The 14530-nt window shown below is 39.9% G+C and carries 13 protein-coding genes; 6 read left to right on the top strand and 7 right to left on the bottom strand.

Annotation, left to right across the window (positions count from 1 at the left end; genetic code table 11):
- The first annotated feature begins 135 nt into the window (after window positions 1-135).
- Window positions 136-1041 carry a protease HtpX gene (gene htpX, locus ACZSMY_RS03170; RefSeq protein ID WP_042534543.1) on the top strand — a complete coding sequence of 302 codons (906 nt, stop codon included), beginning with the start codon at window positions 136-138 and terminating at the stop codon, window positions 1039-1041.
- 68 nt (window positions 1042-1109) lie between these two features.
- Here htpX and ACZSMY_RS03165 read toward each other — a convergent pair whose 3' ends face one another.
- The 4 genes from ACZSMY_RS03165 to pruA all read right to left on the bottom strand — a co-directional run bounded on the left by ACZSMY_RS03165 (window position 1110) and on the right by pruA (window position 6916).
- Window positions 1110-2144, bottom strand: a complete 1035-nt coding sequence (locus ACZSMY_RS03165) for a lactonase family protein (RefSeq protein WP_193064828.1) — start codon at window positions 2142-2144, stop codon at window positions 1110-1112.
- Window positions 2145-2478: 334 nt separating this feature from the next.
- On the bottom strand, window positions 2479-3966 hold the full coding sequence (gene putP / locus ACZSMY_RS03160) for a sodium/proline symporter PutP (protein WP_042534547.1): 1488 nt from the start codon (window positions 3964-3966) through the stop codon (window positions 2479-2481).
- A gap of 288 nt (window positions 3967-4254) precedes the next feature.
- Window positions 4255-5265 (bottom strand): proline dehydrogenase family protein, encoded by a 1011-nt coding sequence (locus tag ACZSMY_RS03155; RefSeq protein ID WP_042534548.1) that lies wholly within the window; start codon window positions 5263-5265, stop codon window positions 4255-4257.
- Between the two features lie 103 nt (window positions 5266-5368).
- Complete coding sequence (gene pruA, locus ACZSMY_RS03150; protein WP_193064829.1) at window positions 5369-6916, bottom strand: L-glutamate gamma-semialdehyde dehydrogenase; 1548 nt, start codon at window positions 6914-6916, stop codon at window positions 5369-5371.
- Window positions 6917-7160: 244 nt separating this feature from the next.
- Here pruA and ACZSMY_RS03145 point away from each other — a divergent pair, with 244 nt between their 5' ends.
- From ACZSMY_RS03145 to ACZSMY_RS03125, 5 genes are all read left to right on the top strand, one after another.
- The gene (locus ACZSMY_RS03145) at window positions 7161-8522 is read left to right on the top strand and encodes a sigma-54 interaction domain-containing protein (protein WP_193064830.1); all 1362 of its coding nucleotides are present in this window, start codon (window positions 7161-7163) and stop codon (window positions 8520-8522) included.
- Window positions 8523-9179: 657 nt separating this feature from the next.
- The gene (locus tag ACZSMY_RS03140) at window positions 9180-9359 is read left to right on the top strand and encodes an aspartyl-phosphate phosphatase Spo0E family protein (RefSeq protein WP_042534554.1); all 180 of its coding nucleotides are present in this window, start codon (window positions 9180-9182) and stop codon (window positions 9357-9359) included.
- Window positions 9360-9537: 178 nt separating this feature from the next.
- Window positions 9538-10065, top strand: coding sequence for an NfeD family membrane protein (locus ACZSMY_RS03135; RefSeq protein ID WP_193064831.1), 528 nt, complete (start codon window positions 9538-9540; stop codon window positions 10063-10065).
- Window positions 10066-10207: 142 nt separating this feature from the next.
- A complete protein-coding gene (locus tag ACZSMY_RS03130; protein ID WP_042534557.1) occupies window positions 10208-11749 on the top strand; it encodes a flotillin family protein in 1542 nt (513 codons plus the stop codon).
- A gap of 92 nt (window positions 11750-11841) precedes the next feature.
- Window positions 11842-12153: a hypothetical protein gene (locus tag ACZSMY_RS03125; RefSeq protein ID WP_465147448.1), complete on the top strand. Its 312-nt coding sequence runs from the start codon at window positions 11842-11844 to the stop codon at window positions 12151-12153.
- A gap of 131 nt (window positions 12154-12284) precedes the next feature.
- On the opposite strand, the gene ACZSMY_RS03120 is transcribed toward ACZSMY_RS03125, so the two are convergent.
- The 3 genes from ACZSMY_RS03120 to ACZSMY_RS03110 form a co-directional block, all read right to left on the bottom strand.
- Window positions 12285-12743: an HIT family protein gene (locus ACZSMY_RS03120; RefSeq protein ID WP_042534561.1), complete on the bottom strand. Its 459-nt coding sequence runs from the start codon at window positions 12741-12743 to the stop codon at window positions 12285-12287.
- A 64-nt stretch (window positions 12744-12807) separates the two neighbouring features.
- On the bottom strand, window positions 12808-13377 hold the full coding sequence (locus tag ACZSMY_RS03115; RefSeq protein WP_042536301.1) for a helix-turn-helix domain-containing protein: 570 nt from the start codon (window positions 13375-13377) through the stop codon (window positions 12808-12810).
- A 199-nt stretch (window positions 13378-13576) separates the two neighbouring features.
- The gene (locus tag ACZSMY_RS03110) at window positions 13577-14479 is read right to left on the bottom strand and encodes a hydroxymethylglutaryl-CoA lyase (RefSeq protein ID WP_256704779.1); all 903 of its coding nucleotides are present in this window, start codon (window positions 14477-14479) and stop codon (window positions 13577-13579) included.
- Between the last annotated feature and the right edge of the window lie 51 nt (window positions 14480-14530).

Below are 14530 nucleotides of genomic sequence, written 5' to 3'. Positions count from 1 at the left end.
CAATTGAACACGTTTACATTATTAGCAGTTATTCTCTTTCCAAATAATTTTCCATAGCCAGCTAGATAACAGTTCAGTCTTAGCCGCAAAATATGATATGATTTATAGTATAGAAAATTCATCAGGAGGTTATGTATGGGGAAAAGAATTACACTGTTTCTTTTAACAAATATTTTGGTTATGACGACAATCGTCATTGTCTGGTCCATCCTTACAAGTATATTTGATATTGGACCAAGCTATCGTTCAGATGGCGGAATTGATTATGTTTCTCTCATGATATTCAGTATTGTTGTAGGTTTTACCGGTTCATTTATTTCTTTAGCAATGTCCCGTTGGATGGCTAAGACCATGATGAAGGTGAAAATAGTTGATCCGAATAATATTACTACACAGCAAGAGCGTGACGTTTATGAAAAAGTAGAACGGTTGTCCCGTGCTGCCGGACTTTCACACACACCAGAGGTTGGTATTTACCCGTCACATGAAGTAAATGCTTTTGCAACAGGTCCAAGTAAAAAACGCTCTTTAGTTGCTGTTTCTCAAGGGCTGCTGGACAGTATGGATGATGATGCCGTAGAAGGAGTCATTGCACATGAGGTGGCTCACGTTGCAAATGGCGATATGGTGACAATGACTTTATTACAGGGAATCGTCAATACATTCGTCGTCTTCTTATCCCGGATCGCTGCAATGATCGTTTCCAGATTTGTGCGTTCCGAGCTGCAATGGATTGTTCAATTTGCTGCAATCATTATTTTCCAAATCTTATTTTCTATTTTAGGAAGCTTTGTCGTCAGTGCTTATTCCAGACATCGGGAATATCACGCAGACCGGGGCGGTGCAGATTTAGCAGGCCGTGATAAGATGACACATGCGCTACAATCGTTAAAAGCTTATATCAATCGTGCAGAAGCAGACGATCACACAAATGATACAGCAATTCAAACCATGAAAATCAGCAATAAATCCAGTATCCTTAATGCTTTATCTTCTCACCCGCCGCTGGATGAACGAATTGCTAGATTACAACAGCGCTAAGAAAATAAAACTTCCTTCTGCGGAGCGTTTTCGTACTCCTCCGCAAAAGGAAGTTTTTTTATAGCTAATTAGGAAAGAAACTTCACACAAACCACTTCTGGAACATCGATTACCTGATCTGTCTGCGTTAATTTCCCTGTTTCTGCATCTCTTTTATACAATACTACATTTCCGCTATGCTGGTTAGAAGCAAGAAGGAAGTTTTCAGTCGGATCCAATACAAAATCTCTTGGCCATTCACCACCGGATGGTGTGAATTCAAGAAATGTCAGCTCCCCGCTATTTTCATCTACTTTGAATGAAGCAATACTGTTATGCCCACGGTTTCCTGTATAAAGGAATTTTCCATCTGAAGTGATATGAATCGCACTCGCATCATTTGTTTCTTCAAAGTCAGCAGGTTTCGCAAGAATCGTCTGTTTCTCCGTAAATTCGCCTGTCTCCTGATTGTAATCTAAAACAATCACCTCTGTAGAAAGCTCTGTAATTAAATAAGCAATTGGTTTATTCGGATGGAACGTAATATGTCTTGGTCCGCTTCCCGGCTTTACATGAAAAGTACTCACTTCCTGTAATGAGGAATCTTCCACCTTGTACGTCACTAAACGATCTGTTCCTAAATCTGCAACAACGATAAATTTCTTATCTGGAGTAAATCCAGTGAAATGAACATGCGGTTTTTCCTGTCTTTCATGCGGTCCGTTTCCTTCATGCTTGGTAAATTGCCCTTGCTCTACTTCTCCATCGTCAGTTGTAAAATGAAGACCAATATCGCCCTTATGGTAATTTCCTGTTACAACCAGGTTTTCTGCTGCCTCTACATGACATGGAGGGTTCCCTTCTACCAATTGACCATTTAACGGAGTTAGTTCACCGCTCGTTTTATCAACACGGAAAGCATTTACCCCTCCCATATCATCTTCCTGCGCAACAGCATATAAATAATTCTGGTTTTCATTAAAATTAAGATATGTTGGATTTCCAAGCTCTGCTGCTACCTCTGAAGCAGACAGCTGTCCTTTTTCTGCATCCAGGGTGAATCGATATACTCCCTGGCTTGTCTTTCTTGTGTAGGTTCCTGCGTAACCAAAGTATTTGCTCATTTGAATGCATCCTTCCTTCAAAAACTATTCTTTCATTTGTTCATTGTATCATTTTCGACAAAAAGGTTACATACATAAGCATTTTAAAAATTCAATTTGCTGCTAAAACGGTTATCCTCCAGCCTGCGTTTGCTCACCCCATCGAAAACATTTGTACGTCGGAAAGCCAAACGGTCCGCCACAGCCGTGCTTTACACTTCATCTTCTATTCTTTGTCAAGGGTGTTAGCGAAGGAACGATCAACTCCTGTTTCTGTGGAAATGAAATTACTTTTTAGTGTCCGAAAATTGAGTAATAAGAAAAGAGCCGGAGTTACACACCCCGGCCCTATTTCTTATTTATTCTTATGCTCTTGAAGCCTGCTCATGGTTTCATTAAATTCCGCTTCAATTTCTTTGTTAGGCTTATACGTTTTAAGGCTGACTAAAATAATGACTGCTGTACTCAGGATAAACCCGGGTACTATTTCGTATAAATATCCGGACAATGGAGAGTAGCCCCATGCAAATACAACGACTGCACCGACAATCATCCCCCAAAGCGCCCCAGATCCTGTTGTTTTCCTCCAAAATAGAGACAGCAGCACGACCGGTCCAAAAGAAGCGCCAAAGCCTGCCCAGGCAAAGGAAACAAGCCCTAAGATGGTGTCGTTTTGCTGCCAGGCAAATATCATAGCAATAAGTGAAACAGCTAAAACAGCCAGTCTACCCAAATTCACATAGGTTTTATCCTTTGCATCTGCATGAAACACAGCCTTGAAAATATCCTCCACCAGCGCAGAAGAAGTTACCAGCAGCTGGGAAGACACCGTACTCATAATTGCGGCAAGTACTGCCGCCAGCAGAAGGCCGGCTATGAATGGATGAAATAATAATTGCCCTAAAACAATAAATACAGCCTCCGGATCGGCAAGTGTCAATTCTGGATTGGCTTGAAAGAATGCAAATCCGGATATCGCTGTTGCGGCAGCACCGACTAATGAAATGACCATCCAGCTGATGCCGATACGGCGGGCAGAGGTGGTTTCTTTTACCGACTTGATTGCCATAAAACGAACGATAATATGCGGCTGTCCAAAATAACCCAATCCCCATGCTAAGGATGAAATTACCCCCGTTGCTGATGCAGCCGCAAAAAAGCTTAATATATCGGGATTGACGTCTTGGACGATGGTTACTGTTTCGCCAACTCCTCCAAGCGAAACGATGGTCAATGCCGGTACCAAAATCAGCGCCAGAAACATCATCGTTCCCTGCACTACATCGGTAAAACTGACTGCAAGAAAACCGCCGACAAGCGTGTAAATTATTGTTACCGCTGCTACAGTCATTAAGCCAGTATGATAGTTTACATCAAAAGCGCTCTGAAAAAATACGCCTCCTGCAACCATCCCTGAAGAGACATAAAATGTAAAATAAAGCAATATAACAATACCGGATGCGATGCGTAATACCTTCGTATTGTTTTTAAAGCGGCTGTCTAAGTAACTCGGAATCGTAATGGAGTTATTTGATACCTCGGTATAGGTCCGCAGTCTCGGAGCAATAATCAGCCAGTTTACCCAAGCCCCGGCTGCCAGACCGATGGCCATCCATCCCTCGGCCAGACCAAATACATAAATTGCGCCGGGAAGTCCCATTAACAGCCATTGCGACATATCGGAAGCACCGGCACTCAGTGCAGATGTAACAGGCCCCAAACTTCTTCCGCCCAGCATATAGTCATCTAAATTTGATGTCTTACGATAAGAATATAAACCAATAGCAATCATCACTAAAAAGTACAAGACAATCGCCATAATTTGATAGGTTGTTTCTGACATCCTTCCCTCTCCCTTTGTAAGTAATAAAACGAAACTTCATTCAGTGGGAATTTTGGTTCTTCTCCCACTGAATTAGCCTAAGTAATTCAGGGAGTTAGCTCACCTGATCTCTCGCCTAAATAAATTTGTGTTTACTCTTTATTTGGAGGCGGGAGTTTTACGGACGCTTCTCCGTGATAAAATTTATAATAACAAGTGTAAAACTTGTAATTTGTATTTTGATCATCATCCTATCTCTAGCGACAGGCGTTGAAAAAGACGGTATTAGAAACAACCCTTTTTAAGTTATCAGTTATTCTGCTCCTTCTTCCTCCGTCTCCCCAAAAAAAGCAACAATGTTAACGCTGCAGTTCCAATAATAATCGGCTGCTTTTTCAGCTTATCCTCCTCAGTATAAAAAACATCTTTCATAAGAAGATTCAGGTTCTGCGGTCTCTCTGCCAAACGGCGCATAAAATATCCGAACCAATCCTCTCCAAAGGGGATGTATGTGCAGAATCGAAATCCCTCTTTTACTAGTTGATGCTGCATATCGACTCGAAAACCATAAAGCATTTGAAATTCAAAACGATCTTTTGAAATATGATGTTCCTCGATAAACTCCTTTAATTCCTGAATGATACGATGATCATGCGTTGCGATAGATGTAAAAGCTTTTCCAAGCAACCTTTTCTTTGCTATCATCAGGAAATTCTTATCAATGTCCTCTTTAGAGGAATACGCAACTGTACTGTCTTCCTTATAGGCGCCCTTTACGATGCGCAGACGCACATCTTCAAGACCGCTTAAATCCTTCTCTGCATCAAGCAAGTATGTCTGTATAACAGTACCGACATTGGTATAGCTTTTTCGAAGACTTTTCAGAATCTCCAGGGTTTTCTCATAGTGGATATACTTCTCCATATCTATGTTCACAAAAATGTCACATGCATGAGCCACGTCTAGAATCTGCTCCACATTTTCAATACAAAAAGATTCTTCAATATCCAGCCCCAGCTGCGTCAGTTTAATAGAAATATGGCAATCCAAATGCTCTTCCTTGATTTGGCGGAGCATCGCTATGATTTTCTCTTTTGCATGCACCGCTTCATTTCTATCTGTTACAAACTCTCCGAGGTGGTCCATTGTACAAGATATCTGTTTTTGATTCAACTCTCTTATCACAGGAACAATGGCATCGAAAACGGTTCCGGCTACGAAACGTTCTGCTCCAAACCGCGTTCCAAATTTTCTCGCGCTTTTATTTAAAAAGTCATTATTGGAAAGTCCTATAAAAAAATTTCTAGCTAAATTAGCCATAACCCAATATCCCCCCATCTTCAAAACAAGCTCTTCATTTTAAATGCTTCCTGTGAACAGAAAAAACGATTTCTGCTTCTGTTCACAGGCAAGCTGCTATCTATTAAAATTGTTCTGACACAATTTTAGCCTCTAAGAAATGCTGCAGGTAATCCGGACCTCCTGCCTTTGAATCAGTTCCTGACATTTTAAACCCGCCAAACGGCTGGTAACCGACAATTGCTGCTGTACAGCCGCGGTTAAAATACAGGTTGCCGACATGGAAATCCTCCCGGGCACGTTCTAAATGAGCGCGATTTGTAGAAATAACCGCTCCTGTTAACCCATATTCCGTATTGTTTGCAATCTCTAACAGCTCATCAAAGTCTTTTGCCTTTGCAAACGCAACGACAGGTCCAAAGATTTCCTCTTGCATGATACGTGCTTTAGGGTTCAGATCCTTGAAAATAGTTGGATAGATAAAGAAGCCTTTAGAGTCATCTGTTTCTCCACCGAAAACAAGCTCTCCTTCTTCCTTGCCAATTTCAATATAGTTTTTGATTTTATCAAATTGTGTCTGGTTAATGACCGAAGCCATATACACATTTTCTTCGGATGGATTGCCGACAGTTAATGTTTTGGCAATTTCAACTGATTTCCTGATAACTTCATCGTAGACATCCTCATGGATGATTGCACGGGAGCATGCAGAGCATTTTTGCCCGGAGAATCCGAATGCAGAATGAACAATTGACTCAGCAGCCAAATCTAAATCAGCTGTTTCATCAACAATAATTGTGTCCTTCCCGCCCATTTCTGCAACAACCCGCTTCAGATGCTGCTGTCCATCTTGTATTTTAGCTGCACGTTCAAAAATACGGACACCAGTCGCTCGTGAACCGGTAAAGTTAATAAAATGTGTATCTTTGTGGTCTACCAGATAATCGCCAATTTCCTTTGGATCACCCGGCACAAAATTTAATACGCCCTTAGGCAGACCAGCTTCTTCTAATACTTCTACAAGCTTATATGCAATCACTGGTGTATTTTCAGAAGGCTTCAATAAGACCGGATTTCCAGCAACAATCGGAGCAGCAACCGTTCCGCACACAATAGCAAATGCAAAATTCCATGGTGGGATAACAACGCCGGGACCCATTGCTTTATAAAAATATTTATTATTTTCCGTAATACGGTCTTCTACATGTTTTCCCTGATCAAGCTCCAGCATCTGGCGCCCATAATATTCTAAAAAGTCAATGCCCTCTGCAATATCGCCATCCGCCTGATCCCAAGGCTTGCCGGCATCCTGAATCAGCCAAGCAGAAAATTTATGCTTACGGCGGCGGACAATAGCGGCCGCACGGAATAAAACATGCGCACGGTCTTCCACAGGTACTTTTCTCCAGGTTTCATAAGCTTCTACTGCTGCCTGAAAAGCCTGTTCAACATGGTCCTTTGTTGCTTTTGATACGTTTCCAACCACTTCTTCCTTATTAGCTGAGTTAATGGATACCAGTTTATCCTCTGTGTAAACTTTTTCTCCGTTGATAACCAGCGGATAATCTTTACCCAGCTCCGCGCGAACAGAACGTAATGCTCCCTCCAGCTCTTTTCTATTCTCTTCTTTGTTAAAATTTGTAAATGGTTCATGTGTAAATGGCTGCACCATGTAACATACCTCCTAGTAGATAATTTAATTCTGTTTTCCTATCAATCTATATGCAAAAAACATGCCAGTATTATCATTATTAATAAAAACACCTGATAAAAGCTTGCGAATAATGGAAGCGATTTCATTATTTTATGATTTTCTATTGCCTTTTATTGCAAATCACCTTTACAATAGTGTAAAGGAAAATTACACATATTGTATAGACGGTTTACAGATTACTTTACACTTACGAGGTGAGTTTATGAATGAACTTTTTTTCTTTGAGGAATTATTACAATCTGAAGATGACGCCATTACCATTGTAAACACGGAACAAAAAGTAATCTATTGGAACCATGCTGCCGAACAAACCTATCAAATCGATAAAGAACAAATTATCAATCAGCCTATCACAAACTTTTTTTCGCATGATGACCTGATGGTGATGAAGGTTTTAAACACAAAAGAGCCTGTTAAAAATGCTTATCACAGACCAAGGAAAGATAAGCATGTTGTGGTCAATTCCTCCCCTGTCTTTAATCAGGAAAATACTTTAATCGGTGTGATTTCGATTGAACGGGATATTACCCACATCGTGAAGCTGAACGATAATTTAGAAAGCACCTCCCAAGAGCTGCAGGAGCTAAAGCAAAAAATGACTCCCGCCTCTTCCAGCTCTCCCTTTGCTAAATTAAAAGGAGACAGTCAGGCACTCCACCAAATGATCCGGCTCGCCAGTAAAACTGCCGGAACCGATGCAACCACCTTGATTCTTGGAGAAAGCGGTACAGGGAAAGAGGTATGTGCCCGGGCGATTCATGATGCCAGCAAAAGAAAGAATGCCCCTTTTATTCCTGTCAATTGCGGCGCCATCCCGCAGGCGTTGTTTGAAAGTGAGTTATTTGGCTATGAGAGCGGCTCCTTTACCGGTGCAGAAAAAGGAGGGAAAGCAGGGAAAATCGAAATGGCTGATGGCGGCACAGTCTTTTTAGATGAAGTAGGTGAGCTTCCCTTAGATATGCAGGTAAAGCTTTTGCGTGTTCTGCAGGAAAACCGTATTTACCGTATCGGCGACTCAGGCGGAAAACAAATTGATGTCCGCTTTGTAGCTGCAACAAATCAAGATTTAGAAAAGCTGATGCAAGAGAATAAATTCAGATCGGATCTATTTTACCGATTAAATGTTATTCAATTGACCATGCCTCCTCTGCGTGATAGAAAAAAAGATATCAGCATTCTGGCAAAAACATTTTTAAAGCAATTTGCTGCGAAGTATCAGACTTCTATTCCAGAGATACCTGACGAAACAATGGAAGCCCTGCAGCAATATCATTGGCCTGGGAATATAAGAGAAATCAGAAACCTGATGGAAAGAATCATTATCCTGCATGAGGGAACAACCTTAACCAGACAGGATGTATTAAGCTTTCTCCCGGTCTCCTTTTCAAATCCTCCCTTGCCACATACGGAAACACTGCCGCTGGAGAAGGAAAATTTGGAGAAAATATCAATTGAACAAGCATTGGAATTATGTAACGGCAATAAATCAAAGGCAGCTAAACAGCTTGGTGTATCTCGTGTTACCTTATATCAAAAAATTAAAAAATACCATCTCGACATTTGATATACCTTCTTTTTCATTAACGTTTAAAACTGTTTCCAGATCTGAAAATATCCGCAGACAGATGTCGTTTTTGATGAAATCAAAGACAGTTAAATAAAAAGAGAGTTTTTTTCTCTCTTTATTTAATTGGTTAAAAAGCAAAACATTACTTAATCAACAAGTCAAGCTTTAGAAAAATGCATGTTAGCCTTATAGCTACCGTGCTTGCAAAAAACGGTTCCCCTCCCCGCTGTGAAATAAGGAGACTATCTTTGTAAGAGTGCACCGCACTCTTCTTTAGAACAACATCATATTTTTACTAAATATATCGAAAAATCAAATATTAATGCATATTTCCGAGGAATACACTCGTGCACTGCTAATTAAACAGAAACCTTCCTCTACAACCAGCTAGATAATGGCCTGTATTGATATATTTTAAAGGAAAAGGAAAATAATGATGCCCGATTATTCAGTAAAATCACTAAACTACTATTTTATGAGTAAGACTCTCAGACCATTTTTTAAAAAAATGAGAAAGAAAAACCACTAGTTTTGTCGAAAGCATTTCATTTTTTTTCTCTTTTTGCGATAATTCTTTTGGTACTTTAATAATAAGCTTTTATTACATTATTCATCGCAGCCAAATATTACTAAGAAAGGTGCATCGTAAAGGATATGAAAGAAGAAGTAAAGATTGATGAGTACAACAGGGAGGCCATTGTACTATCAATTGTTCAAAAAAGAAGTGAAATGTTACAACAAGCACAAAAGAATGGCTTGGGAGCCAAAGAAACCGTTAACTGCAGCCAAGAATTAGATGAGTTAATGAATCAGCTAGTTCTTTTAGATACTTAACATAAAAACGTACAAACAAAACCAATACACTATTAAATAGGGAAAGAGGCTCTTTTCATAAAAGAGCCTCTGTTTTATTATAATAATATAAAACGCATCGTTTTCTCCAAAAAATTGAAACCAAACTGTAACAATAAACGTACATATAAGTAAGACAAGGAAAAAGGGAGGGTACATATTGACTTTATTTGGTTACGCTATACAAGATTTATATTTATGGATACTGATTATAGCAGCAATTTTAACCGTTGTTGTTTTATTATTTGGAGATTTATTGGATGGCATTTTTGAATCCATCCCTTTCCTGCATCCGGTGCTCGTTCTTTCCTTTTTCATTTTTTTATCTGCCATGGGATATATTCTCGAATGGTTCATAGACTGGTCAAGTCTAGTCATTCTAATTATTGCTTCTATATCAAGTATCATTTTTGTAACTCTCCTGCATTTATTTGTTCTTGTTCCAATCCGATCAGCTGAACAATCATGGGGATATTCAGAAGATGCTCTCATTGGCAGTGTAGGGACTGCGATTGTATCTATTCCGATAGATGGTTATGGAGAAGTAATGGTGCAATGGAAAAGCGGAGTTATCTCAAAACCGGCTGTCAGCTATGATAATGAAGCAATCTCTCAGGATGAGCGTGTTTTAATTATCGAAATTAAAGATGGTGTTTTCTATGTCAGCCCCTATCAATCGTTGGATTAGCTAATTAAAGATTAGCTTTTCACATATACTGAAGCTTCATTCCTTTTTAAATAGAGAGAATGTTAGTGAAGTATTTCCGGCTGCTCCCCTCTTACCCGCAGGGGCCGGCAGCCGGAAAAATAAAACTTAGAGGAGGAAAATCATGTCAGAATTGTGGATTGTTATTATTGTAGCAGCCGCGCTTCTTTTGGCACTGCTTGGTCTATTTGTAACCAAATACCGTACAGCCGGTCCCGATGAAGCGCTCATTGTTACAGGAAGTTATTTAGGTGGAAAGAATGTTCACGTAGATGAAGCCGGAAATAAAATTAAAATTATTCGCGGCGGCGGAACATTCGTCGTTCCTGTCTTTCAACAAGCAGAACCACTTAGTCTTTTATCTAGTAAATTGGAGGTAACTACTCCAGAAGTTTACACAGAACAAGGTGTTCCTGTTTTAGCAGATGGTACAGCAATTTTTAAAATAGGCGGATCAATCAGTGAAATTGCTACAGCAGCAGAACAATTCCTTGGAAAATCTAAACAGGACCGGGAGCTGGAAGCGAAAGAAGTACTGGAAGGTCATCTACGTTCCATCCTTGGTTCGATGACGGTTGAAGAAATCTATAAAAACCGTGACAAGTTTTCTCAGGAAGTACAGCGGGTTGCTTCTAACGACTTAGCTAAGATGGGATTAGTTATCGTATCCTTTACGATTAAAGATGTAAGAGATACAAATGGATACTTAGAATCACTTGGTAAGCCCCGTATTGCACAAGTAAAACGTGATGCAGATATCGCTACAGCTGAAGCAGAGAAAGAAACGAGAATCAAGCGTGCGGAAGCAGCAAAAGATGCAAAACGTGCAGAATTGCAACGGGCAACCGAGATTGCAGAATCAGAAAAAGAAAATCAATTAAAAACATCTGAATACCGTCGTGAACAGGATACTGCAAAAGCACGCGCGGACCAAGCTTATGATTTTGAAACAGCCCGTTCCAAACAGGAAGTTACGGAACAAGAAATGCAAATTAAAATCATCGAGCGTCAAAAGCAAATTGAATTGGAAGAAAAAGAAATTTTGCGTCGTGAGAAGCAATATGATTCAGAAGTTAAGAAAAAAGCAGATGCGGACAGATATTCCGTGGAGCAATCTGCAATTGCTGAAAAAGCAAGAGAAATGGCTACCGCAGATGCGAACCAATATCGTATTGAAACAGCAGCTCGTGCAGAAGCTGAAAAAATCCGTGTTGACGGTCTTGCGAAAGCAGATGCAGAACGTGCACAAGGGGAATCAGAAGCAGAGGTTATCCGCTTGAAAGGTCTTGCGGAAGCAGAAGCGAAAGAAAAAGTCGCTCAAGCCTTTGAACAATATGGAGAAGCAGCTATTCTTGATATGGTTATCAAAATGCTTCCAGATTATGCAAAACAAGTTGCAAGCCCATTATCCAATATTGATAAGATTACAGTAGTCGATACAGGAAGCAATGGCGCTAATGGCGGAGCAAACAAAGTTTCCAGCTATGCAACCAACTTAATCAGTACATTGCAGGAAAATCTAAAAGAAACCTCTGGAATCGATATTAAGGAATTACTGGCAGGTGCATCGAAAGGCAATGCTAAACCGCAATCGAAAGAAACTCCTGCACCAGCGGCATCAGAAGTAGCTGCAGCGAAAACAAGCGAAGAAAATAATGATAACTAATGTAAGGCAGCAATAGTTGCGGCACGGCAATAAAGTTGTTTCTCTGACTATCCGGATGTATCATGCTTTACTTTGAATAAAGAGGTGTTAATTTGAATAATGAACCTGATAGGCTGAAAAAACATGGCCTTATTAGCTATTTTGCTCTTATCATAGGTGTTATCTGCTTTTTCATCGTTTTCATAACCCCTACAAGGATAGCTAACATAGGAAACTTAGCTGGTGATTATATCACATTTTTTCTTACAGCAGCAGGTATCATATTATCAATTATTGGATTAGGAAAGAAAACAGAAAAAAATATCATTCCGATTATATCTTTTATGCTTTCCTCTTCTTTCTTTATATTTTGGATAATCGTATTTATCTTATTAATTACCGGCCAAATGGACTTTGCTCCATAGCCCAATAATATGTCCAATCATAACCAGAGGTATTTAGGAACAGCTTTATTGTTATAAAACCAGAAATCAAATGCAGCAAAAGATAAAAATCTCTGTTCATTTTAAAATGAGCAGAGATTTTTGTTTACTTTCTATTTTTTATTATGCAGCCTTTTTCTGGCGGCAGCCAGATTAATTTCTTTCTTCCCCTGCCGTCTATTTAATGCATGCTTAAACAGATAACGTATGCCCTTTCCTCTCATCTGTTCATCTTCATAGCGCGGCAATACATGCAGATGCGCATGCATAATATGCTGACCAGCTGCCTCCCCGCTGTTCCAGCCAATGTTATATCCGGAAGGCACATGCTTTTCATCAATCAGATTTTTGGCTCGCTGTAAAAGATCTTTTATTGCCAGCCATTCTCCATCTGTTAAGTCAAATGGATAGACTCGATGTGCTTTGGTCACAATCACTCCAGCTCCTTCGAGTGATCTCCCTGGTTCCTTTGCTTCCTCTAATTGTAAAAACATTGCTTTTTCATTTTCCAATATGATTTGCTGATTTTTTATTAAAGAAGGATAACAAAAAGGGCATTCAGGTGAATTCATTCTTCTGCCTCCCAGTATAAAAAACGTTATATTGATTAATTAGACCTATGTTTTCTTTCCTTATTCAGACTCTGTCAATAAAACAGGTCAACACCCTTGCCTCCTGTTCATCTACCGGGAGAAATAAATGTGGTTTGGACCCTGCGAAATAAGCACTGTCGCCTGTTTGGAGCAGCTGCTTTTTCCCATCATATAATAATTCAATTTCCCCTTCTAATATATAGATAAATTCGTCCTGTGAATGCGTATACGTTTTTTCATCACGCAAATTCAGAGACTTTGGAGTAACATGGACAATCGTCGGTTCAATCCCGCTATATTGGGAGCGGTTAGCAAGAATTTCATAGGAATACCCCATGCTTTCATCCCCTACTTTTTGCGGGCGGTTACTCTTCTTTTGGATAACAATATCCTGCTCTTCTTTATCATCCAGCACCCATGACAGCTGTATATGTAAAGCGTCACAAATTCGGGATAACGTCGCTATTGCGGAGGCAGTCTGTCCATTTTCAATTTTAGATAACAGACTTTTAGAGATATTGGAAGCGTCCGCAATTTCTTGCTGTGTTTTATCTTCCCGGCGTCTTGCATACTTAATTTTCTCTCCAATTTTATGTAATTCGATGCTGCTCATTCCTTCCTTTGCCAAATAGTCATTCGTGTTCTATTATATTTCTTGAACATCCTCTTATAGTATATTTAATCATAATCCAGACAAACCAATAGAGTCAATCTATTCTCGAATATCATTTACGGGAAACGATACTTAGCAACATACCAAAAAGCCTTGCCATCACTTGCTCGACAAGACTTTTCCGCTGTTTGTTTTATCTTCATGCATTTTTCAAATAAGCTACCGATCTGCTCGGCAATGTTTTTCCAAGCTTATTTTGAATATATATACTTGCTTCCTGAATACGTTTCTCATTTATTCCTGTCTCAATTCCCAGCCCGTTTAACAAATACAGCACATCATTGGTAGCAACATTACCTGCAGCTCCCGGTGCATAAGGACAACCGCCCAGGCCGCCGATGGTACTGTCGAAACGGGTAATTCCCATGTGAAGCGCCGTCATGATATTAGCTATTGCCATTCCTCTCGTATCATGAAAATGTAGTATCAGTTTATCTTTTGGAAAATAAGGAAAAAGACCTTTGAGCAATTTCTCCACTTGCGTCGGCACAGCTGTTCCAATGGTATCACCAAGGGAAAGATAGTCCACTCCGCTCTCAATTAATTGGTCACATACACTGAGCACATCCTCTACTGCAATCCGTCCCTCGTATGGACAATCAAATACCGTAGAAACATAGCCTGTTACTATTTTCCCGGCATTTTTAGCTTCTTTGATAACCTCAGTTAATATCGGATATGTCTCTGGAATTCGTTTATTAATATTTTTGAGGTTATGCGTCTCACTCGCCGACATAAACACGGAGGCACCGTCAATACCAGCCTCTAAAGCGTGCTCCAGCCCTTTCATATTCGGTACTAAAGCAGAATAGACGACCCCTTTTTCACGGTTGATCCGTTTGCCTACCTCCCTTGCATCCTTCAGTGCAGGAATCATTTTTGGATGAACAAAGGATGAATACTCAATTTCCGAGACGCCGGTTTTGGAAAGCATATTAATCCATGCAACCTTATCCTCTGTAGAAATCCATTTCTGCTCGTTCTGCAGACCGTCTCTTGGTCCGACTTCCTTTAAATAAACATTGCTTGGTAATCCACACATTCATACCCCTCCTTTGTATGCGTTTTCAATTCAAGCTATGAAAATATACCT

The organism is Oceanobacillus sp. B139/18, assembly GCF_055524595.1.
The sequence above is the reverse complement of the archived record's forward strand: the minus strand, read 5'-3'. Positions and strand labels throughout refer to the sequence as shown.